The 19,980-nt window shown below is 55.7% G+C and carries 20 protein-coding genes; 5 read left to right on the top strand and 15 right to left on the bottom strand.

Translation table 11 applies throughout. The annotated features are described in order from the left end of the window. Positions 1-11 precede the first annotated feature (11 nt). The 9 genes from recC to rppH all read right to left on the bottom strand — a co-directional run bounded on the left by recC (position 12) and on the right by rppH (position 9,960). The gene (gene recC, locus ACR8BF_RS04055; protein WP_434745579.1) at positions 12-3,389 is read right to left on the bottom strand and encodes an exodeoxyribonuclease V subunit gamma; all 3,378 of its coding nucleotides are present in this window, start codon (positions 3,387-3,389) and stop codon (positions 12-14) included. Positions 3,390-3,490: 101 nt separating this feature from the next. Further along, entirely contained in the window at positions 3,491-3,730 is a 240-nt protein-coding gene (locus ACR8BF_RS04050; protein ID WP_179898690.1) for a prepilin-type N-terminal cleavage/methylation domain-containing protein, read from the bottom strand. Between the two features lie 46 nt (positions 3,731-3,776). Further along, positions 3,777-4,181: a DUF2509 family protein gene (locus ACR8BF_RS04045; protein ID WP_313701652.1), complete on the bottom strand. Its 405-nt coding sequence runs from the start codon at positions 4,179-4,181 to the stop codon at positions 3,777-3,779. Further along, positions 4,178-4,705, bottom strand: coding sequence for a prepilin peptidase-dependent protein (locus tag ACR8BF_RS04040; protein ID WP_434745912.1), 528 nt, complete (start codon positions 4,703-4,705; stop codon positions 4,178-4,180). Before ACR8BF_RS04040 ends, ACR8BF_RS04045 begins: the two co-directional genes overlap by 4 nt. Continuing rightward, positions 4,702-5,172 carry a prepilin-type N-terminal cleavage/methylation domain-containing protein gene (locus ACR8BF_RS04035; protein WP_434745578.1) on the bottom strand — a complete coding sequence of 157 codons (471 nt, stop codon included), beginning with the start codon at positions 5,170-5,172 and terminating at the stop codon, positions 4,702-4,704. The genes ACR8BF_RS04040 and ACR8BF_RS04035 overlap by 4 nt, the downstream gene beginning before the upstream one ends. Before the next feature lie 186 nt (positions 5,173-5,358). After that, positions 5,359-6,153, bottom strand: coding sequence for a thymidylate synthase (gene thyA / locus ACR8BF_RS04030; protein WP_179898467.1), 795 nt, complete (start codon positions 6,151-6,153; stop codon positions 5,359-5,361). Next, positions 6,150-7,031: a prolipoprotein diacylglyceryl transferase gene (gene lgt / locus ACR8BF_RS04025; RefSeq protein WP_090966301.1), complete on the bottom strand. Its 882-nt coding sequence runs from the start codon at positions 7,029-7,031 to the stop codon at positions 6,150-6,152. The genes thyA and lgt overlap by 4 nt, the downstream gene beginning before the upstream one ends. A 142-nt stretch (positions 7,032-7,173) precedes the next feature. Next, complete coding sequence (ptsP, locus tag ACR8BF_RS04020) at positions 7,174-9,420, bottom strand: phosphoenolpyruvate--protein phosphotransferase (RefSeq protein ID WP_179898468.1); 2,247 nt, start codon at positions 9,418-9,420, stop codon at positions 7,174-7,176. 12 nt (positions 9,421-9,432) lie between these two features. Continuing rightward, the gene (gene rppH, locus ACR8BF_RS04015; protein WP_009087042.1) at positions 9,433-9,960 is read right to left on the bottom strand and encodes an RNA pyrophosphohydrolase; all 528 of its coding nucleotides are present in this window, start codon (positions 9,958-9,960) and stop codon (positions 9,433-9,435) included. 683 nt (positions 9,961-10,643) lie between these two features. On the opposite strand from rppH, the gene mutH reads away from it, so the two are divergent. The 4 genes from mutH to ACR8BF_RS03995 all read left to right on the top strand — a co-directional run bounded on the left by mutH (position 10,644) and on the right by ACR8BF_RS03995 (position 13,649). Continuing rightward, on the top strand, positions 10,644-11,321 hold the full coding sequence (gene mutH / locus ACR8BF_RS04010) for a DNA mismatch repair endonuclease MutH (protein WP_179898469.1): 678 nt from the start codon (positions 10,644-10,646) through the stop codon (positions 11,319-11,321). 99 nt (positions 11,322-11,420) lie between these two features. Continuing rightward, on the top strand, positions 11,421-12,131 hold the full coding sequence (locus ACR8BF_RS04005) for a TerC family protein (RefSeq protein ID WP_003853954.1): 711 nt from the start codon (positions 11,421-11,423) through the stop codon (positions 12,129-12,131). 118 nt (positions 12,132-12,249) lie between these two features. Then, on the top strand, positions 12,250-12,468 hold the full coding sequence (locus ACR8BF_RS04000) for a YgdI/YgdR family lipoprotein (RefSeq protein WP_003853956.1): 219 nt from the start codon (positions 12,250-12,252) through the stop codon (positions 12,466-12,468). A gap of 140 nt (positions 12,469-12,608) precedes the next feature. Next, positions 12,609-13,649 (top strand): NADP(H)-dependent aldo-keto reductase, encoded by a 1,041-nt coding sequence (locus ACR8BF_RS03995; protein ID WP_090965805.1) that lies wholly within the window; start codon positions 12,609-12,611, stop codon positions 13,647-13,649. A 40-nt stretch (positions 13,650-13,689) separates the two neighbouring features. On the opposite strand, the gene ACR8BF_RS03990 is transcribed toward ACR8BF_RS03995, so the two are convergent. The 5 genes from ACR8BF_RS03990 to ACR8BF_RS03970 all read right to left on the bottom strand — a co-directional run bounded on the left by ACR8BF_RS03990 (position 13,690) and on the right by ACR8BF_RS03970 (position 18,115). Then, entirely contained in the window at positions 13,690-14,142 is a 453-nt protein-coding gene (locus ACR8BF_RS03990; RefSeq protein ID WP_286865513.1) for a GNAT family N-acetyltransferase, read from the bottom strand. Further along, positions 14,139-14,912 carry an FCD domain-containing protein gene (locus ACR8BF_RS03985; protein WP_434745577.1) on the bottom strand — a complete coding sequence of 258 codons (774 nt, stop codon included), beginning with the start codon at positions 14,910-14,912 and terminating at the stop codon, positions 14,139-14,141. Before ACR8BF_RS03985 ends, ACR8BF_RS03990 begins: the two co-directional genes overlap by 4 nt. 96 nt (positions 14,913-15,008) lie before the next feature. After that, complete coding sequence (locus ACR8BF_RS03980) at positions 15,009-15,326, bottom strand: PTS sugar transporter subunit IIB (protein WP_003853964.1); 318 nt, start codon at positions 15,324-15,326, stop codon at positions 15,009-15,011. A 15-nt stretch (positions 15,327-15,341) separates the two neighbouring features. After that, on the bottom strand, positions 15,342-16,769 hold the full coding sequence (locus ACR8BF_RS03975) for a glycoside hydrolase family 1 protein (RefSeq protein WP_434745576.1): 1,428 nt from the start codon (positions 16,767-16,769) through the stop codon (positions 15,342-15,344). Then, positions 16,766-18,115, bottom strand: coding sequence for a PTS sugar transporter subunit IIC (locus ACR8BF_RS03970; RefSeq protein ID WP_434745575.1), 1,350 nt, complete (start codon positions 18,113-18,115; stop codon positions 16,766-16,768). The genes ACR8BF_RS03975 and ACR8BF_RS03970 overlap by 4 nt, the downstream gene beginning before the upstream one ends. A gap of 178 nt (positions 18,116-18,293) precedes the next feature. Between ACR8BF_RS03970 and ACR8BF_RS03965 the strand changes: the two genes are divergently transcribed. Continuing rightward, positions 18,294-18,602, top strand: a complete 309-nt coding sequence (locus tag ACR8BF_RS03965) for a PTS lactose/cellobiose transporter subunit IIA (RefSeq protein WP_434745574.1) — start codon at positions 18,294-18,296, stop codon at positions 18,600-18,602. Between the two features lie 32 nt (positions 18,603-18,634). On the opposite strand, the gene lysA is transcribed toward ACR8BF_RS03965, so the two are convergent. After that, entirely contained in the window at positions 18,635-19,891 is a 1,257-nt protein-coding gene (lysA, locus tag ACR8BF_RS03960; RefSeq protein ID WP_434745573.1) for a diaminopimelate decarboxylase, read from the bottom strand. Between the last annotated feature and the right edge of the window lie 89 nt (positions 19,892-19,980).

The raw sequence follows: 19,980 nt of genomic DNA, 5'->3' as shown, positions 1-19,980 counted from the left end.
CCGCTGACCTGCTATTCATCATCCTGATGTGCAGCCAGAACCGGTAAATACCAGCGCTGTGCCGCCTCAGTTATCTGCTGTAGTTGTGGCTCGTCCAGTACCCGGCAAAGCCGTTGCAGATAGGGATCTCCGCCCTCACCCTCAACCTGATAGTTACCCTGCCAGGCGGTCAGCAGGCGATTACGCGCTTTGAGCTGCGTCGCTTCATCGGTCAGTAACTGCTGACTTTTTTTGTCGTAACAGGCAGTGAGCCAGGCGCCGCCGCTTTTGGAAAGCAGCATCAGCGGCTGACGCATACCGGCGAGATATCCCGCAACATACTCATTCAGTGCAGCAATCGCTTCTGTCTGCGGCACGGCAAGGAAAGACCAGCGGCTCTGCTGCCGGCCAAACATCCGGCTGCTGCCGGTTCCGCCCAGCGCGCAGTAAACAAGGTGCTCCAGCCAGAGTAATAATCCGTCGTTCATGTTGAGCACGCCAGGCCGCCAGCGAAGTAATCCATCACTCTGCACCTGCGTCAGCCAGCCGGTTAAACTGACCTGCTCCAGTTGCAGATTCACTTCCCAGCTCTCGCCTTCGCTGCGTTGCGTCACCACTTCTGCCGCCACTTCCTGCATCTCATCGCGCTGCGCCTGCCAGAACAGCTCACCGAACGCGCCGTAAGGCAGATTCCCGGCCGCACGATGGTGCGTATAAAGCCGCTGAGTATCCTCGCCTTCGACCAGGGCATTCAGCAACTGGGCGTTGATCTGATAACGCTCCAGGTTGTCGAGGGCAAACGGCTCACTGTCGGGCAGTTCGTTCTCCTCCAGCCAGAAACTCACGCCGAGACGCTGATGGAACCAGGCACGCACCGGATGTCGCCAGAAGCGCAGAAATGCCTCCAGCGTCAGTGCATCTATGCGTGGCGTTTCAAGAGGCTGAACAAAATCAGGTTGGCGCTGCCCCGCGCCCTGCGCAGCAGGCAGCCACTCACGCGCGAAACTCTGCAATCTGGCCGCTGGCTGGAAGTTCTCCGCAGCAAACGGCATCCGGCTGTGCAGGTGCTGCAGATGCATCCGCACCCGTTCGGCACTCTCATCCAGCTCAAGATGACTATCACCGTCCAGATAAAAACTCTGTCCAATGTAATCCAGCAATTCTGTAACCAGCACCGAAGGGTAGCGTTCCGTATTGTCCTGAATCGCCCGGCCAATATAGCTGATATAGAGCTGCTGCTGTGCCGAGATCATCGCCTCCAGGAACAGATAGCGGTCATCATCACGGCGACTGCGATCGCCTTTGCGGGACTGCTGCTGCATCAGATCAAAACCTAACGGTGCTAAGGTGCGTGGATAGACGCCGTCGTTCATGCCCAGCAGACAGACCAGCTGAAAAGGAATGGAGCGCATCGGCATCAGGGTACAGAAGTTAATCTGCCCCGCCAGGAATCGCTGGCTAATGCGTTGCTGATCAAGCCGGCTGCGCAGATCATCGCGCAACAACGCCACCGGAATCGCCTCTTCAAACCGCGCATCCAGCCCATATTCAATCAATTGCTGCCACTGCTCCTCCACCAGCAGCAAGGCGGCCTCGGTTTCTGCATCGGGGCTGAAAAAAGCGTTCAGCAGTTCCCGGCACAGGGGCAGCCAGTCCGACAGTGGCCGGTGTTCAGCCAGCCGTTGTCGCCAGTGATTAAGCCGTGAGAGCAGCTCTGCCAGATGACCCGCCAGCTCCCCCACCAGACCACCCGACTCGTCATAAGGCAGAATCCCTTCCCAGTCACCGTTGTGGCTCTCCATCGCATAGCCCAGCAGCATACGCTGCAGGCCAAAGCGCCAGGTATGCTGGCCGGTAATCGGAAGTGAAAGGGCTTCTACGCTGGCATCATCCAGCCCCCAGCGAACACCCGATTCGCTGACCCAGCGCCGCAGTAAACGCAGGCCGCTTTCATCGATTGAGAAGTGGGAAGCCAGCGCCGGAACATCCAGCAGCGCCAGCACATCCTCGGAGACAAAACGGCTGTCCGGCAATGCCAGCAGATGAAGAAATGCCACGATGGCCGGATGAGCCTGACTGGCACGGCGATCTGAAATTGCAAAAGGCAGATAGCGATCAGCAGGTGCGTTGGCGAACACGGCCTGAATAAAAGGCGCGTAGGCGTCGATATCCGCCACCATGACGATGATGTCACGCGCTTTCAGCGTTGGGTCGGCCTCCATCATCGCCAGCAGATGATCCTGCAACACTTCGACTTCACGCTGGGCGCTGTGACAGACCTGCACCGCAATTGAGCGATCATCCGGATCCAGGCGGCGCTTCTGATCGCTGTGCGCCAGTTCTTCCGCATTCAGTCCGATGACAGCGTTATCCTGCAGATTGAGAAGATCGTGCTGCATGCAGTGCAGCAGGTTATCCGGCTCCACATCCACAAACGCATCAATGTCGTCATTCGACTCCATCTGACTGAGCAGAAACAGGTTGTCGCGGCCCAGCTTGCCCCATGAGGCGAGCAAAGGGTTGGTCAGCTGCTGTTCGCCAGCCTCGTTAAACAGCGCCGCTGCCTGCTGTGCATCCCGGAAGAGTCCGCGAGAATCATCTGCTCCATGACGTCGGCGCTGACGGCTTTGCAGTTTCGCCAGAAACGCATAGTCCTGAATGTCGCCCCAGTAATCGCGGCAGGGATTGGTGAACAGCAAATGGATATCAATGTGGCGTCCCAGCGCCTGTAACGCCTGCAGATAGACCGGCGGCAGCGCGGAGATGCCACAAATGAAGACCCGCTTAGGCAGGTTTTCTGGCGTGCTTTTCGCCTGCTCCAGCGTCTGGATAAAGCGAGAATAGAGATTGGCACGGTGCCATTCAGGCTGACGCAGCGCCTGGGTATAACTCACCAGATCGCGCCAGAGTGCGGCCTGCCAGCGCTGAGCATCGCCGAGCCCCTCAATGGTTTCGCCGCGCTCCCAGCTGTTGAGCCAGTCGGCACGATAGACCAGATACTGGTCGAACAGATCGGCCACGCGGGAGCTGAGCTGAAACAGTTTTCGCTTGTCGCCGTCGTCATGGAGATAGTGACGCAAAGAGGTGAATTCTTCATGCTCCAGCATTACCGGCAGCCGGTGCATCAGCTTCCAGCCCATGCTGGCCTTACTGAAGGCACTTTCTACCGGGATATCGGGCAGTACGCGGACGAACATCTCCCAGATAAAACTGGCGGGCAGCGGGAATTCGATATTGGCTGCAATCCCAAAGGTTTGCGCCAGCTCCATTTGCAGCCACTGCGCCATACCCGGGCTCTGCACCAGCACCATTTCTGAAGCGAAAGGATCATCAAGAGGATCATGTTTAATCACCGCAGCCGCCAGAATCTTCAGCACATCAAGCTGATTTGAGTGATAAACGTGAAACATGACAACTCCTGTGATAATTCAGAACATGACTGCGGTAATGCGGCTCTGCCACTTTACCGCGTATCGCGGTTGAAACCCATCAAAAGGGCGACCCGTGGCGTTTAACAGCGCAGTCGTGTCAGGGTGGCACTACGCTGCCAGGGGCCCGTTACTTCAGCCCGCTCCAGGGTGCAGCCTGAGGGGCCGCTCTGCTGTTGCAGCGTGGATTTCCACCCTATTACTTCATGCCCTGCCAGACGCTGCTCAGCAACCCGCCATGCCTCACGCTGATACCACTGCTGGCTGAATCCCACTGCCAGTGCGCGATGATAGTGCAACAGGGTGCTGCTGCTTAATGCCATTAACAGCAGAGCAAACAACACTTCCGGCAAGCTGAATCCACCGCACTTACAAACAGGCTGCCGGAGGCGTGAGCGGGCAGTAGTCGATCCAGCCGTGCGGCAGCGCAGTAATTTGATTACCCCGAAAGCGGACCCAATGCCAGACAGCCATGCCACTGCCGCTCGCCTCACCTTTAAGCAGTCCTTCATCCTTTTCACCTCGCTGTAAGCAGCTGCGCCAGCCCTGGTGATTATCCTGCTGACAGCTGGCCGCCTCAGTGACAGGCCAGTTCAGGGATAAGCCCCATTGCAGTGCCGACTGCGCCCGCCAGAAATCCTGCAAAAACTGCTGTTCATCGGCCAGAAGCCGCATTCCCTGCTCTGACATCTTTCGGCTGGCATGCAGCGTAAAGCTGCCGATGACCATTATCATCAACACCATGCCCAAGGCGCTGCTGCCTCGCTGCTTCACAGGTTTTCTCCCTCAACCCAGCTCTCCACGGTTTCAAGCCAGTGACCGGCCTGGCCCTGCAGCACTATTCTTACCTGGCCGTCCTGCTGGCTGACGCTGAACTGCTCAAGCGTCATGAACGCGGGATCGGAGAGTCGCTCCCAGCCCGCTGACTGACACTGGTCAACACCACGCTGCATCTCAAGCTGCTTCTGTCGCAGGCGATAACCGTAGTAGTCACTCTCTGCATGGCTTACCGCTTCCCATTTACCGTTGCTGTTCTCGTCCCAGCGCAGCAGCAGGCAGCTCTCACTGATTTTCAGTGCGCCACTGCCACACGCACCGTGACAGTAACCCGCCCGTCGCACCGCCTTTTCCAGTGTCGCCATCATCTGCTGTAACTCCTGCCGCAGCTGCGCCCGTTGCAGCACGCCAGCGTTTTCAGCCAGCAGCAACGGCAGAAAACGGCCCGCACTGAGCATGAGCACCGCGCTGATTGCCATGGCGATTAGCATCTCCAGCAGGCTGAATCCCTCACTTTTCAACGGCACGCCTCTTCATCTGTCATGCAGAGACGAATCCGGGCTCTGGCCGAGATAATCAGCCGCATACGTCCGGCGCTGTTCCCCAGTTCAATACTGCCCGCTTTAGCCACATTGCGACGGCCATAAAACCCCGGCTCCCCCCGGATGCCATAAAGTACAACCCCCGGGTACGGCGCGATGAAATGCAGCCGTTTCCCGTGACCACAACCCGCAACGGGGCGACTTCCGGCACCGATACACCAGGGATCGTCAGGCTGTGACCATAAAACCAGGTCGCTATTTTGCCGGTTGGCCTGGGCGCGCAGGCGTAGCAGGAATCCCTGCAATTGCTGAGCGCTGTCGCGCAGTTGCTGCCGCTGTTGCCAGCGCTGCCAGCCGTGCAGCGCAGCAAGACTGAGCAAGCCGGCAATCACCATCACCAGCAGCAGCTCCGGCAGGGTAAAACCCCGTAAGTGTGCTGTTTTCATGGCGTCAGCGTGCGGGTTAAGGAGAGGCGAAACAAGGTGAGTGATGTCAGTCTGAAAAGCGTGCCGCAGAGAATATTTCTTACGCTCTGGCAGTGTCAGAAGCGTGCGAGCGGTGCTGCAGACTTACCGTTGTGCAGGCAAAAAAAAGCCCCGGCGACGTTGCCAGGGCGTTATCTTTATCGCGAATCAGATAGCGACAGGGGCTTTGATCGCAGGATGCGGATCGTAGCCTTGAATCTCAAAATCGTCGAACTCGTAGTCAAACAGTGACGCCGGTTTGCGTTTGATAACAAGTGATGGCAGCGGACGCGGCTCGCGGGTCAGCTGCAGGCGCGCCTGCTCCAGATGGTTGCTGTAGAGGTGCGTATCACCACCGGTCCAGACGAAGTCGCCCACCTGCAGATCGCACTGCTGCGCCACCATATGCACCAGCAGTGCATAGCTGGCGATGTTAAACGGCAGGCCCAGGAAGATGTCACACGAGCGCTGATAAAGCTGGCAGGAGAGCTTGCCATCGGCCACGTAGAACTGGAAAAACGCATGACAAGGAGCCAGTGCCATCTCGCTGAGTTCGCCGACGTTCCAGGCAGAAACGATAATCCGGCGAGAGTCCGGATCGCGCTTCAGCTGCTCCATCACCTGGCTTAACTGGTCGATCTCCTGACCGCTGGCCGTTCCCCAGCTGCGCCACTGCTTGCCATACACCGGACCGAGATCGCCCTTCTCATCTGCCCACTCATCCCAGATTGAGACGTTGTTTTCCTTGAGATAACCGATGTTGGTATCACCTTTCAGGAACCACAGCAGCTCATGAATAATGGAGCGGATGTGACATTTCTTGGTAGTGACCAGCGGAAAACCATCCTGCAGATTGAAACGCATCTGGTGACCAAAAATTGAAAGCGTACCGGTGCCGGTACGGTCAGCTTTTGGTGTGCCTTCGTGCAGCACGTGTTGCATTAAATCCAGATACTGTTTCATTTTTCCTCGCGAAATTGTGGCTGCGGACGACGACGATACGCCCAGATCATCATAATAATACCGGCAACAATCATCGGCACAGAGAGGATCTGTCCCATACTGATTCCGCCTTCAAACAGGCCAAGCTGAGCATCCGGCTGGCGGAAGAACTCAACGATAATACGGAAAGCACCATAGCCGATCAGGAACAGGCCAGAAACGCTGCCCATCGGGCGTGGCTTGCGAATAAACAGGTTCAGGATGATGAACAGCACCACCCCTTCCAGCGCCAGTTCGTAAAGCTGTGAAGGATGACGTGGCAGCACTCCATAGGTGTTGAGCAGTTCCTGATATTGCGGATTCGTGGCGGCCAGCGCGACATCTTCGCTGCGGGAGCCTGGGAACAGCATGGCGTAGCGGAAGCCCGGATCGACACGGCCCCAGAGCTCGCCGTTAATGAAGTTACCAAGACGACCGGCACCCAGACCAAACGGGATCAGCGGCGCAATGAAATCCGCGACCTGGAAGAAATGGCGCTTAGTACGGCGGGCAAAGACCAGCATCACCACAATGACCCCGATCAGGCCACCGTGGAATGACATGCCGCCATCCCAGACTTTGAACAGGTAGAGCGGATTTTCCAGGAACAGCGGTAAGTTGTAGAACAGGACATAGCCGATACGGCCGCCCAGGAATACCCCCAGGAAACCGGCGTAAAGCAGGTTCTCAACTTCTTCTTTTTTCCAGCCGCTGCCAGGCTGATTTGCACGACGCACAGCCAGCCACATGGCGAAAACAAAGCCCACCAGATACATCAGACCGTACCAGTGAAGCGAAACCGGTCCGATCGAGAAGATCACCGGATCGAACTGCGGAAATGCAATATAGCCGTTATTCATCATTCACCGTCTATTTTTCAACCCTGAAAAGGGGCGTTGTCAGGCACATAAATTAAGGCTGCGCATAATAGCACAGCCGGTTTTGTGAATTGTCTTGCAAATGTAAACGCGGATAACCCATCTGGTCTGACGGGCCAGGCATTTAACGACCGCCGCGGATCAGCCCACCCAGGCCACGCCGCTCCATAAAGGCCGAAACCTGATGGCGAACTTCAGTGGCAGTGTGGGCATTCATCGCCCTCTCGCTGAGCTTCTGCGCTTCTTCGTGATCCAGATGCCGCAGCAGGTATTTGACGCGCGGGACATTTTTACCGTTCATGCTGAGATGGTGATACCCCAGCCCGACCAGCAGTGCGACGCACATTGGATCACCCGCCATTTCACCACACAGGCACAATTCCAGATTGGCCAGGCGGGCTTCCTGCGCAATTGCATTCAGTGCGCGTAGCATCGCCGGATGCAGTGAGTCATATAGGTTAGCGACGCGGGTGTTGTTACGGTCTACCGCCAGCAGATACTGCGTCAGATCGTTGGTGCCGACCGAAACAAAATCGACCCGTGACGCCAGATGCGGGATCATAAACAGCATCGACGGCACTTCTATCATGATACCAATGCGCGGCCTGGGAATCGGGAAGCCCAGCATCTCTTCCACTTCGCGTCCGGCGCGATCGATCAGCTGTTTTGCGTCATCGATCTCATCGATATGGCTGATCATTGGCAGCAGAATGCTGAGGTTGCCGGACGCGGCGTTGGCACGCAGCATCGCGCGTACCTGCACCAGGAAAATTTCCGGCTGATCCAGCGTCAGACGAATGCCGCGCCAGCCCAGACAGGGGTTCTCTTCACTAATCGGCATGTAAGGCAGCTGTTTATCTGCCCCCACATCCAGCGTTCGCAGCGTGACCGGTTTGTTGCGAAACAGCTGCAGCATGCCCTGATACTGTGCCACCTGCTCCTCTTCGGACGGGAAGCCGTTCTGCAACATAAACGGGATTTCGGTGCGGTAGAGGCCGATGCCATCCACCCAGCTGCCAAGTGCCTGCTCATGCTCCGGGCTTAGTCCGGCATTGAGCATCACCTGCACGCGTTCGCCGCTTTTCAGCTCACCTGGCTGATCGACTGCGCCTTCCGCCATTTTACTCAGCGCGTTCTCTTCGCTGATCAGCCGCTGATACTCCTGCACCAGCACCGGCTCAGGATCGATCAGCAGCTCACCGCGATAACCGTCGACAATCAGCAGCCGTTTGTTGAGCTGATGAGGCTGGATGTCAGCGCCCATGACTGTCGGGATCCCCATCGCGCGGGTCAGGATCGCCGCATGGGAGTTGGCTGCACCGTCACGCACTACCACGCCAGCCAGCCGCTCCTGCGGCAGCTCCGCTAAGGTGGTGGCAGTAAGTTCATCGGCCACCAGCACAAAGCGTTCCGGCCAGGCATTCGTGCCGACCAGCGTGTCATCGAGGTGGAACAGCAGACGCTGGCCAAGTACCCGCAGATCACCCGCGCGTTCACGCAGGTAATTGTCCGTCAGGCTGGCGAACTGTTCAGCAAACTTCTCGATCACCTGTTTTACCGCCCATTCGGCGACCGATCCACGTTCGATCTCATCGAACAGATCTTTCTTCAGACGGGCATCGGTTAACAGGTGCGAGTAGAGATCGAAAATGGCCGCGCTCTCTTTCTGTGCGCTGGCGCTGAAACGTTTGCTGAAACGGCGAAATTCATTGGTTGCTTCGCTCATCGCGAGCGACAGACGCTCACGTTCACGCTGAACATCCAGCGTTGAGGCGGCCGATACCTGATCGAGCAGAGGCTGCGTCTCATCGACCCAGCCCGGCGCCACCGCGACGCCGGGTGCCGCTGCAATCGCGCGCACCCGCGTCTGGCGGAACTGACCAAACAGCTGACCCATCTGAGATTGCGACAGCAGCGCCGCCATCTGGGTAGCCAGCGTGACCAGGAATGACTCTTCGCTTTCATCAAACTGACGGTGTTCGCGCTGCTGCACGACCAGCACGCCAAGGAGCTGACGACGGCTGATCACCGGCACGCCGAGGAAGGAGCGATAGCGCTCCTCTTTTACTGCGGGGATATATTTAAAGCTGGGGTGACTCTGGGCGTCAGCAAGGTTGATCGGTTCAGCCAGACGGCCCACTAAACCAACGATACCCTCGTCAAAAGCCAGCGTTACGGTGCGGCCACGCGGTTTTTTGAGTCCGCGCGTCGCCATCAGGTAATAGCAGCGACGGTCCTGGTCGGCGAGATAAACGGAACAGACTTCCGTATCCATCGCCAGACAGATCTCATTGACCAGGATGTCGAGTGCTTCATTGAGACGCGGCGCACTCGCCACTTTTTCTACAATTTCGCGCAACTGAGTGAGCATAAAGGGCGTGGCCTATCCTCTCTTACGTCGATGGGCAGGATTATTTCGCTGCCCCGCACTCTCCTGCATAGACATCACCACGCCAGCGAATTCCTTCATTACCCGACGATAAACGTCGCGCTTAAAGGAGACAACCTGACGCACCGGATACCAGAAACTGACCCAGCGCCAGCCGTCAAATTCCGGCGTACTGCTGTGCTGCACATTGATATCCGCGTCATTACACATTAACTGCAGAAGAAACCACTTTTGTTTCTGGCCGATACATACCGGCTTTGTGTCCCAACGCACCAAACGTTTTGGCAACTTGTAACGCAACCAGTTGCGGGTAGAAGCAAGTATTCGAACATCTTTCCGGTGTAAGCCAACCTCTTCGAACAATTCGCGATACATCGCCTGCTCTGCGGTTTCACCGGGATTGATGCCTCCCTGAGGAAATTGCCAGGAGTGCTGTCCAAAGCGCCTGGCCCATAACACTTGTCCCTGCCGGTTACAGATTACGATACCAACATTCGGGCGGTAGCCATCATCATCGATCACCGGACTACCTCAAAGCAAAATTTGAATGCGCTGATTGTTTCACACTCCTTACAGGCGGTAAACCACTGGATTCATGGGGTATCAGCTCATCAAAGCTGGGATAACTCACAGAAAAGGGCAAAGTTATAAACAAAGACCGCGAAAAAAATCGATCTTATTCACGTTTTCTGTGGATAGCTTTGTGCAGAACGCGGGAGTTAACTGAATAACATTTTCAGGGGTCGCCTGCGGACTGAAAAGCATTATTACCTTATCACAATGAATTTAAACAAAATTAAATCTTAATGACCAACCATAAAACTTTCATAAAACGGCAATATGTTCGCGACAACTGACAATCGATTAAAATATAAGCACAGTGCTTTTTATCCACAGTTAATCGCTCAGGGTTAGGCCAGAGAGGCGAAATTATGCTCATATCGTGAAAAGTCAAGGCTGTAAATGGAACCAGTACTGCACAGAAACAGTGTTATCCCATTTTTCTGTGGATAACCGGGCTGGAGATCCTGTTCATTGTTGCGGGTAAGCTGGGATAACCCTGACTGTCCGCAGATGTTGAGCAGGAGATGCGCTAAAAAAAGCATGATCAATCATGTTATTATCGATCCGTGACGCGGTTTATTTTAGAGAAAAGATAAACCCGGCCGCCACTGTACAAATTTTAATCACTGCGAGTCATCAACATGAGTTACCTGCCAGGACCACCTGAAGATGAGGCCAGCCTGCTGGCACGCGCGCATGATTTAGCCGGATTGACGCTGGAAACGCTGGCCGCCCGCGCCGGTCTGGCCATGCCTGCGGATCTTAAACGCGATAAAGGCTGGGTCGGCATGCTGCTGGAATGGCATCTGGGTGCCAGCGCGGGCAGCAAAGCGGAACAGGATTTTGCTCATCTGGGTATCGAACTGAAAACCATCCCAATTGATGCGCAGGGTAAACCGCTGGAAACCACCTTTGTCTGTGTCGCACCGCTGACCGGCAACAGCGGCGTCACCTGGCTCACCAGCCATGTGCGTCACAAGCTGGCGCGGGTGTTATGGATCCCGGTTGAAGGCGGGCGTGAGATTCCGCTGCGGGAACGCCGTGTTGGCGCGCCGCTGTTATGGACTCCGAACACAGAAGAAGATGAGATGCTGCGTCAGGACTGGGAAGAGCTGATGGATATGATTGTGCTGGGACGCGTTGAGCAGATTACCGCACGACATGGCGCCTGGCTGCAGATCCGCCCTAAAGCCGCCAACAGTAAGGCGCTGACAGAGGGCATCGGCGATCAGGGCCAGCCAATCATGACCCTGCCGCGCGGCTTCTACCTCAAGAAGAGCTTCACCGGGCCACTGCTGGCACGTCATTTTCTCCTCTGAATGTCACCACGCACGCCGTCAGTTCGGAATTTTATGGGAGATCGGCGGATTGAATGCGTATAATCGCCGTTTACTTTTCGTTTAGGATTGAATGTCGGTATGTTTGAGTGGATTTCTGATCCCAACGCCTGGCTGGCGCTGGGCACCCTGACCATCCTTGAAGTGGTGCTGGGTATTGATAACATCATTTTCCTGTCGCTGGTGGTCGCTAAACTGCCAAAGCACCAGCAAGCCAGCGCACGTCGCATTGGTCTGATGGGCGCGATGCTGATGCGTCTTGGCCTGCTGGCCTCTATCGCGTGGGTTGCCCGTCTGACTAACCCGCTGTTTACGCTGATGGATCATGCGTTTTCGGCGCGCGATCTGATTCTGCTGTTTGGTGGACTGTTCCTGCTGTGGAAATCGAGCATGGAGATCCATGAAACGATCGAAGGCAGCGAAGGCGAGCACAACACCCGCGTCCATTCGTTCCTCGGCGCGATTGTGCAGATCATGATGCTCGACATTATTTTCAGCCTCGACTCGGTCATCACCGCTATCGGCCTCTCCGATCATCTGTTCATTATGATGGCGGCCGTTGTAATTGCGGTGCTGATGATGATGTTCGCCGCACGCGCCATTGGTGAGTTTGTTGAACGTCATCCATCGGTGAAAATGCTGGCGCTCTCTTTCCTGATCCTGGTCGGTTTTACCCTGATTCTGGAGAGTTTTGCGGTCCATGTACCAAAAGGTTACATTTATTTCGCGATGTTCTTCTCGATGGCGGTTGAGTGCCTTAACCTGATGCGCAGTAAGAAAAAGCACGCCTGATAAAGTCAAGGGCGAGCCTGCTCGCCCCGTTACTTTCAGATTTCTGCGATTAACCCTGCCGGCAAAACCATTTATTACTACACTGTTTGCACTTGACCATTTGTGAGGATAAGTCGTGATGAAAGGGTTGGCAGGAGTAGCACTGGTGATGGTAACCGCCGCATTCTTAAGTGGATGCAGTTCTGATTATGTCATGGCGACCAAAGATGGCCGGATGATCATGACCGAAGGCAAGCCGAGCATTGATAAAGAGACCGGCCTGGTGGAGTACACTGACCAGACGGGTCATATGGTGCAGATTAACAGCGATGAGGTCTCAACGATCATTGAACGTTAATTGCCCGATTTAATCACCTGCCACCGATTCCCCGCTGGCAGGTGATTTCCCCGACTTTTCCCCCTTCCTTCCCCGCCATTGCTCGCGCTATAGTCCCTGAGAACACAACATTCCATTCCATAAAGAAAAGGAAGCTGGCAATGCACTATCATCGTATTCCTCACAGCACGCTGGAAGTGAGTCAGCTGGGATTGGGCACCATGACGTTTGGCGAACAGAACAGCGAAGCCGACGCGCATGCTCAACTGGATTTAGCACTCCGTTCCGGCATCAACTTTATTGATACTGCCGAGATGTATCCGGTGCCTCCGCGCCCGGAAACCCAGGGTCTGACCGAACACTATATTGGCAGCTGGCTCAAACAGCGCGGCAGTCGTGACAAAATCATTCTGGCCAGTAAAGTGGCCGGACCGTCGCGCGGCAATGATGCGTCGATTCGCCCGGATATGGCGCTGGACCGTAAAAACATCCGCGCCGCACTTGATGCCAGCCTGAAACGTCTGAACACCGATTACCTTGATCTCTACCAGTTGCACTGGCCGCAGCGTCAGACCAACTACTTCGGCAAACTCGGCTATCAGTACAGCGAGACCACCGCTCAGGTGACGCTGCTGGAGACGCTCGAAGCACTGGCCGAACAGGTGCGTGCCGGTAAGATCCGCTACATCGGGGTGTCGAACGAAACCGCGTGGGGTGTGATGCGTTATCTGCAGCTGGCAGAGAAGCATGAACTGCCGCGCATCGTCAGCATTCAGAATCCCTACAGCCTGCTGAACCGCAGCTTCGAAGTGGGTCTGGCCGAAATCAGCCAGCATGAAGGCGTAGAGTTGCTGGCGTATTCCAGCCTGGCATTTGGTACGCTGAGCGGCAAATACCTGAATGGCGCGCAGCCTGCGGGCGCACGCAACACGCTGTTCAGCCGCTTTACCCGCTACAGCGGCGAGCAGTCACAAAAGGCGATTGCCGAATATGTGGCGCTGGCTCAACAGCATCAGATCGACCCGTCGCAGATGGCACTGGCCTATGTGCGTCAGCAGCCGTTTGTGGCCAGTACGCTGCTGGGTGCCACCACGCTTGAGCAGTTGCAGGTCAATATCGACAGTTTCAATCTGACCTTAAACGCTGAGATCCTGGAAGGCATTGAGGCGATCCACCGTCGTTATACCTACCCGGCGCCATAAGTGCGCCTTTGCCAGCTGCCGCAGTGGCGGCTGGCCTCTCTTACAGGTCGCGATAATAGAGTTTTACCGGTTTATCGGGATACTCCAGCGCTTCGCCCTGTGGCAGCCAGCCATAACGTTCGTAGTAGCCCCCAAACGTCGACCATAACCACAACCGTGAATAGCCCCGCGCCTGTGCATAAGCAATGACATGCTGCTGCAGCGCCTCACTGACACCTTTGCCGCGCGAAGAATCATCAACATATAGCGCCGCCAGCCACGGGAAAAGATCCTGACGGCTGATCAGGTCGCAGCGCCAGAATCCTACGGTGCCGACCGCCCTGCCCGCCTCCAGAGCGACAAAGGTTACGGGGAAGTCAGCACCGTTCAGGCTGCTGTTCACCACACTGGCAAAGAACGCGTGGCTACTGGCTTCACCAAATGCGCGCCACTGCCAGTCAATAATCTGATCGGCAAACTGTGGGGCATCACTGAGCGAGACAATCTCAATCACAACAGTTTCCCCTGAAAGATCGGGACTGAATCAAACAGGTAGCCATCAAAATCAGGCGCATCGGCGTCGGAAAGCTCCAGCAGCGTATTTTTGACGTTCTCAAGGTGCTGCCAGGTCGACTGCCAGGCTCCCATCACATCGCGCCGACGCAGAGCAGCCAGGATAGTCTGGTGATCGCCGAGCCACTTCAGGCGATAGGCGCGGGTTTCAAACTGCGGGCGCAGCTGCTGCCAGAGCGGGCTGCTGTCGTGATGCCGCCAGATACTGGTAACGGTATCGAGCAGCATCTGATTCTGACTCGCACCCGCCAGCAGCAGATGAAACAATTTGTCGTTATCCTGACTGCTGTCGTTGGCGGCGATGGCACGTTGCTCCTGTTCCAGCGTACGTCGCAGATTTTCAATGTCCGCTTTAGTCGCCATTTTTGCGGCAAAGGCGGCAATATTGCTCTCCAGCAACTGACGCGCCTGTAGCATTTCAAACGGGCCTACGTCGCTGCGGAAAAAAGCCTCTTCTTCATCATCACTGGCGGAAGGAATACGCATTACATAGACGCCGGAGCTCTGACGGATATCCACCGTACCTTCCAGCTCAAGCATCAATAATGCCTCGCGCACGATGGTCCGGCTGACGCCCCAGGTTTCAGCCAACTGACGTTCAGGCGGCAGGCGCGATCCCACCGGATAGTGTCCGTCACTGATCTGCTGACGCAGGTGCTGACCAATTTCCTGGTACTGCTTTTTTTCTTGCGGCGCTTCGGCTTTGTCCACACTTTCACCCTTTGCAATCAACGCGCTAACGGCATTGCCGCCGTTCCCTGCGCGACAATGCCCGCGAACCGGAGAGGCTGGCTCGCAAACTGGGGCTCAGTGTATCAAAGCCAGCGCCTGATCGAGTACCTTTGCACCATTCAGCGTACCGTAAGCAACCGTATCGATTACCGCGATAGGCAACTGATAGCTGTCAGTGAGTTTTCTGTTCTCCTCCAGTTTGAAGCGCACCTGTGGCCCGAGCAGCACCACCGCCACCTCGCTGCCGTAGTTTTGCAGCTCTTCACGCAGGTTTTGCTCCGGAATAGCGTAGATCTGAAATGCCAGTCCGCGAGCGGCGACCTCTTTTTCCATCCGCGTGACCACCATTGAGGTCGACATGCCCGCAGCACAGGCCAGAACAATTCGTTTCATGCTCGTTTCCTCGCGTTATTTCGGCTCATCATCAAGCCACAGGGTAAATTGCTGCGTGTCACGCAGCGTACGGAACCAATGGGCAGATTTCTTCATACGGCGCTGACGGTGCTTATCTAAGTCGATTTCGATCAGACCATAGCGGTTTTTAAAGGCATTCATTGGTGAGACGTTGTCGGTAAACGCCCACAGCATGTAGCCCTGACAGTTAATGCCCGCCTGGCTGGCGCGTATCGCCTGATGCAGGTGTTCGCTGATAAACGCGATACGGTAATCGTCCTGAATTTCCCCACCGGCATCTTTGAATTGGGTTTCGTTCTCAATGCCCATACCGCTTTCCGCCACAAACCACGGGATATTGCCGTACTCATCGCGCATTCGTTGTGCCATATCCCAGATAATTTCAGGCTGAATTTCCCAGCCGCGCGAACGATTCATCCGCCGCCCAGGCAGTTCAAAGTGTTCGTAATACCATGCAGGATGAAAGGGCGTCTCGGGATGCCAGGCGCGGGACGGCGCCTTCACGCGATGGGGATAGTAGAGATTAAGGCCGACCTCATCGACGGTATTGGCAGCAATAATCGCCAGCTCTTCCGGCGTGGTTTCCCACTCAATCTGATGCTGATCAAGCAGCGCCAGCAGCTCCGCCGGATACTCGCCTTTAATCGCGGGGTCGAGAAACACCCGGTTGTAGAACAGGTCATAAATATGCGCCGCCTTCTGGTCGTGCGGGGCGGATGATCGCGGATAGGTGACCTCCGGGTTAAGAATGGTACCAATGCGACCGGCATAGCCACGCTTGCGGAACAGCTGCACTGCCCGGGCAGTCGCGAGATTTTTATGGTGGTTCCACTGCATCCATTTATGCGTGTTCTGCTCATAAGGCCAGCGCAGCGCGTCGAGATAGACGCGGGTCTGCACCACAATGGGCTCATTAAACACAAACCAGCGTGTGACCCGACCGGCATAACGTTTAAAAACCTGTTCGACATAACGAATAAACAGTTCAACCACATGCTTTGACTGCCAGCCTCCATATTGCTCAAGCAGCAAGGCTGGCAGCTCGTAATGCTCCAGACAGAGCATCAGTTCAATGCCCTGACGCTGCATTTCATCAATCAGCCGGTCATAGTAAGCGGCATATTCCTCATCGACCGTGGCGGTTTCATAATCGATCAGGAAACGCGACCAGTTGATGGAAGTCCGGTAGTGGGTCAGCCCGCTGGCCTTCATTAGCGCCACATCTTCACTAAAGCGATTGATAAAGTCAGTGGCAACCGCCGGGCCATAGCCGTTGTGCCAGACGTGACGATCCTGCTGATACCAGGCGTCAGGCCAGGAGTCCTGGCCCGGCTTTTTTCCGCTCCAGCCTTCCGTCTGCCAGGCGGAGGCAGCAGCCCCCAGAATGAAATTCTCAGGTATGTGGACAGTCTGACGACTCATAACACCTCCGTTCGGTTGGGGTTCAGCTCAGGTTGCAGGCTTTTTGCTTCCGCTGCATCCGCGCGGCGGGCTGCGACTTTCACAAAGGGCAGATAGATGAGTACTGACACCAGAATGCAGACGATCTGTGTCACCACTGCGCCCATCGATCCAGCCGTTGAAAGCCAGGCATTGATAATCGGAGGCGTGGTCCAGGGCACCATCACCACGGCTTTCCCGGCAAAGCCCATCACCGTCGCGAAATAGCCAATAGAACCTGTCACCAGCGGTGTGATGATGAAAGGGATAGCCAGAATCGGGTTAAGCATAATCGGCATACCAAATATAACCGGTTCGTTGATATTGAAAATGCCTGGGCCGAACGACAGTTTGGCAATTTCACGCATCTCTTTGCGTCGCGTCGCCAGCATTACGGCAGTGAGTAGCCCGATGGTCAGGCCGGATCCGCCGATGCTCATATAGACATCCCAGAACGGCATGGTGATGATGTTCGGTGCCTCTTTTCCCTGCTCAAAAGCGGTCATGTTGACCAGAATTGCGCCCAGTAACAGTGGCTCACGGATCGGTTTCACCATCTGGTTACCGTGTATGCCAATCACCCAGAACAGCTGGGCAACGAACATCAGAATCAGAATGCCCCACAGACTCTGCACCACCGACTCCAGCGGCTGCTGCACCACCTGGTATACCGCGTCGTAGAGGTACATGCCGGTAACGCGATGGAAGATAAAGCCAAAGGTCGCTACCAGCGTCACAGTAATAATTGAGGGGATAAGCGCAGAGAATGAGGCGGCCACATTGGGCGGCACAGTGTCGGGCATTTTGATTTTCAGCCGCTCAACCTGTTCAAGGCGGCAGTAGATGTCTACCGACAGAATGGCGATAAACATGCCGAGAAACAGGCTCTTGGTATCGGAGAATTGTTTGGCCAGCACATCGGTGACCAGATGCATCTGCCCATCGACCATCATCTGTAAGGTGGTCGGCGTCACCGATATAAAGCAGATGATTGCCAGCAGACCGGGAAACAGCGTTTTTATACCGTTGATGCGCCCAAGCTCAATACCAATCAGGAACACCGCACCAATGTTAAGAAAGCTGAGCGTGGCGTAATTGATACTGCTGGTGATGGGCTTGAGGTCAGCTAAGAAAGCCAGAGCGGCAAAGCTGGCAAGGCCATTTTTGCTGTCCAGCACCATGTTAGAGATCAATACCGAGAAGGCGCCAACAATGATTACCGGCATCAGGGTAATGAACGAGGCTTTAATCGCCATGATGTAGCGATAACTGTTAAAGCGGGTGGCGAAGCTGCCCAGGGAATCGATAAGGCGGTCCTGTAAAGACATGATCAATCCTCAGAGATGTAAGATCGGTAGTCCTGTAATCATCATGATCTTCCTTGTTAGTGGCATACCAAAATGACGAATACCCGCGTTTTTTTCTGTGATGAATCTCCCGGAAATGTTTTTTGGCATTCCAGTATGATTAAAAAGGCCAATTTGGCATACCAATAGCGGAGGCGTTATGGATTACGAACAGACTATGATGGAATTACTGATCAATGCGGGAGAAGCACGCTCGTCGGCGATGATGGCGATTCAGTGCGCGCGCAAACGCGACTGGGCCGGGGCTGATGCGGGGCTGGCAGCCTCTGATACTGCGGCAAAAGCGGCACATAAAATCCAGACCACGTTGATTGGCGCAGACGAAGGAAGCGGAAAATTACCGGTCACGCTGATTCTGGTACATGCGCAGGATCATCTGATGAATGCCATGCTGTGTCGCGAACTGGCCGAGGAACTGATCATGCTGCGAAAAGAGATCTATAGCTGACAGGCGGCACGTGGGCCGCCTGAGCGAGGTGATTAGATAATTTCCAGTGCCAGCAGCGACTCGATAGTTTGTGCACGTCGAATTTCGCGGGGCTGGCCCTGGTCAAACAGCACCTCCGGGATCAGCGGACGGCTGTTGTAGTTAGAAGACATGGATGCGCCGTAAGCGCCAGTGTCGTGGAACACCAGATAATCGCCCACTTTCGCCGCCGGAATCGCGCGTGGTTCGACCATGCCGCCCTCCAGCTGGGTAAAGACATCACCCGATTCACACAGCGGGCCAGCGACCACCGTGTCGAGGGTCTGCTGCTCATCAATCGCCCGCCCATCGCCCGCCATCAGCGAGATATGGTGATAGCTGCCATACATTGAGGGGCGCATCAGATCGCTGAAACCGGCATCGACCAGCACAAAGTGACGGCTTCCCATCGCTTTCACCGCCCGTACCTGTGACACCAGCACGCCAGCCTCAGCAACCAGAAAACGGCCCGGTTCGATCTCCAGCTTTACTGCGTGCCCCAGATGCTGAGCGATACGCTGCCGCGCCGCGTCCCACAGGCCGAAATAGTGATGGGTATCGATCGCCTCTTCGCCATAGCGATAAGGGACAGAAAGCCCGCCCCCCGCAGAGATTGCCGTCAGATCCTGACCTGACGCCATCACCAGTTCAACCATCGCATCGCAGACCTGCTGCAGATGCGCATAATCGACGCCAGAGCCGATATGCATGTGAATACCCACCAGCTGCAGACCGTGCTGGTTAATAGCTGCCAGCGCCTCGGCTAAGTCGCCATGCCAGATCCCGTGCTTGCTGTTTTCGCCGCCAGTATTGGTTTTCTGACTGTGGCCATGACCAAAGCCAGGGTTGACCCGCAGCCACACCGCGTGTCCCGGAGACACTGCGCCGAGCTGATGCAGCATATCGATCGAACCGGCATTTACTGGCACCTTCAACGCCGTTACCCGCGCCAGGGTAGGTTGATCGAACAGATCGGCGGTAAAGACGATCTCGTCACCGCCGGGCTGATAACCAGCGGCCAGCGCACGTTCGATCTCGCCCAGCGATACCGAATCCACTTTTACACCCGCCGCGCGCATCAGCCGCAGGATATGCGTATTCGAGCAGGCTTTCTGCGCAAAACGTACCACATCAAACGACTGCAGCTGAGCAATACGCGCCTGGATAATCTGCGCGTCGTAGGCCCAGAATGGCCCGGCATAGCGGCGTGCCAGTGGCAGCAGATTAACGACGTTGAGTGCGGTTTCAGTACTCTGTAATGAACGTGGCATAGCAATTCTCCTGTGGCGATAACCGCATTAAGCCAGAATCGTGTCATAGCGAAAAATATCTGTTTTAATAGCATCTATTCAGAATGGAT

Origin of the sequence: Candidatus Pantoea rara, assembly GCF_051136265.1 — a bacterium.
Lineage (GTDB): Bacteria > Pseudomonadota > Gammaproteobacteria > Enterobacterales > Enterobacteriaceae > Pantoea > Pantoea rara.
This window is presented reverse-complemented; position numbering and strand designations above follow the sequence as displayed.